General features: G+C 53.9%; 2 protein-coding genes. One reads left to right on the forward strand and one right to left on the reverse strand.

Annotation, left to right across the window (positions count from 1 at the left end; all coding sequences use genetic code 11):
* Nucleotides 1-56: 56 nt before the first annotated feature.
* Entirely contained in the window at nt 57-485 is a 429-nt protein-coding gene (gene tnpA / locus INT22_RS07055) for an IS200/IS605 family transposase (RefSeq protein ID WP_193060291.1), read from the reverse strand.
* Nucleotides 486-540: 55 nt separating this feature from the next.
* Here tnpA and INT22_RS07060 point away from each other — a divergent pair, with 55 nt between their 5' ends.
* Nucleotides 541-1,710 carry an RNA-guided endonuclease TnpB family protein gene (locus tag INT22_RS07060; RefSeq protein WP_193067946.1) on the forward strand — a complete coding sequence of 390 codons (1,170 nt, stop codon included), beginning with the start codon at nt 541-543 and terminating at the stop codon, nt 1,708-1,710.
* Nucleotides 1,711-1,791 lie beyond the last annotated feature (81 nt).

The raw sequence follows: 1,791 nt of genomic DNA on the forward strand, positions 1-1,791 counted from the left end.
CCGCGTAAACCCTCGCCCAATCGGGCGGGGATACAAGCGGGAACCGCGCAGCGGTTCTACTCAGGCGTGGCCTGACTCTGAACGTACTCGCGTAGAGTCTCAATGGTCGCCCCTCCGGCGCTACATGCGAAGTATGAGCGTGACCACACCGCCCCACTTTTACTCTGCCGTGGTATGTGCGTGTTGAGTATTCGTATACGGCGTGACGATACAGATTTCAGGTTGTTCACCAGCACACTAACTGCCAGCTTGGGCGGATAACTTACGAGCAAGTGGACGTGATCACCCTCACCATCCATTTCAACCAGATCACACTCCAGCTTCTCGCAGGCCGACTCAAACGCTTCACGCAGTTGCTCGATCATGTAACCGTCAAACAGCTTACGGCGGTACTTCGTGGTGAAGATCAGGTGTACAACTAACTTCGTAACGCTGTGACGTTTTTTCAGGTAGTCGTTCAGTGGTGGATGATCTTGTACACCCATTTTAAATTGCCTTCTTAAAGCCTATAATAGCTGTATTCTAGCTATGAGCACTGAAATGTTAAAGGCCACGAAAGTACGCATCTACCCGACACCTGAGCAGGCGGAGTTCCTTAACCGTCAGTTCGGCGCTACGCGGTTCGTGTACAACAAGGCACTGCATATCATCAGTTCACAGTATCGGCGGCATGGCGCGAAACTCCGCGCTAAGAAAGACCTCAAGCCACTGCTGACGGTGGCGAAGAAGTCCCGCAAGTATCATTGGCTCAAGAATTTTGACTCGATTGCCTTGCAGCAAGCCTGTATCAACCTCGATAAAGCCTTTCAGAATTTCTTCGACCCGAAGCTCCCAGCGCGTTACCCGAAGTTCAAGCGCAAGCACGGGAAGCAGTCCAGTTACCACTGCATGAGCGTCAGTGCGGGTGAGAGCTGGATCAAAGTGCCGAAGATGAGGCCGATCAAAGCGCGTATCCACCGCGAGATCACAGGCGCTATTAAAAGCATCACCCTGTCACGCACTGTCACAGGGAAATACTACGCCTCGCTGTTGGTCGAGGACAGTATGGAAGCCCCCACCCCATTGCACACCGTTGATGCCGTGCTGGGCGTCGATATGGGGCTGACCCATCTTGCTATCGACTCGGAGGGGAATAAGACTGATAACCCTCGGTTCCTGAAACGCGCTCAGTCGAACCTGCGACGCAAACAGAAAGCCCTTTCGCGCTGCCAGAAGGGCAGCAAAGGCCGTGCGCAGGCACGGCTGAAACTGGCTAAGGCGCACGAGCGTCTAGCGAATACCCGTGCTAATTTCCAGCACAACCTGTCCCGACAGCTTATTGACGAAAACCAAGCGGTGGTAGTCGAGACACTAAAAGTCAAAAACCTGCTGAAGAATCGAAAGCTATCTAAGCACATCGCAGACGCAAGCTGGTGCAGCCTGATTCAGAAACTGGAATACAAGGCGAAAGAGCAGGGTAAATATCTGATCAAGATCGACCAGTGGTTCGCCAGCTCCAAAACCTGCTCCTGCTGCGGACACAAGGTAGAGTCCCTGCCGTTGTCGGTGCGCAACTGGAGGTGCCCAGCCTGTTATGCGGAAAGAGACCGCGACATCAACGCCGCCATCAATATCCGCCAGCAGGGTATTATCAAACTACGGGCCGAAGGACTGTCGGTTCCTGCCAATGGAGGCTTGCTTAAATCCGGCCGCGCGCCGGTTGCAGCCTAAGAAGTTGGAAGCCTCGCCCGTCAGGGCGGGGAGCAGTCACCATATACACTAAAAACTGGACGGTAGGGTTGGATGACACCG

This window comes from Halomonas sp. 3D7M (assembly GCF_014897885.1).
GTDB lineage: Bacteria > Pseudomonadota > Gammaproteobacteria > Pseudomonadales > Halomonadaceae > Vreelandella.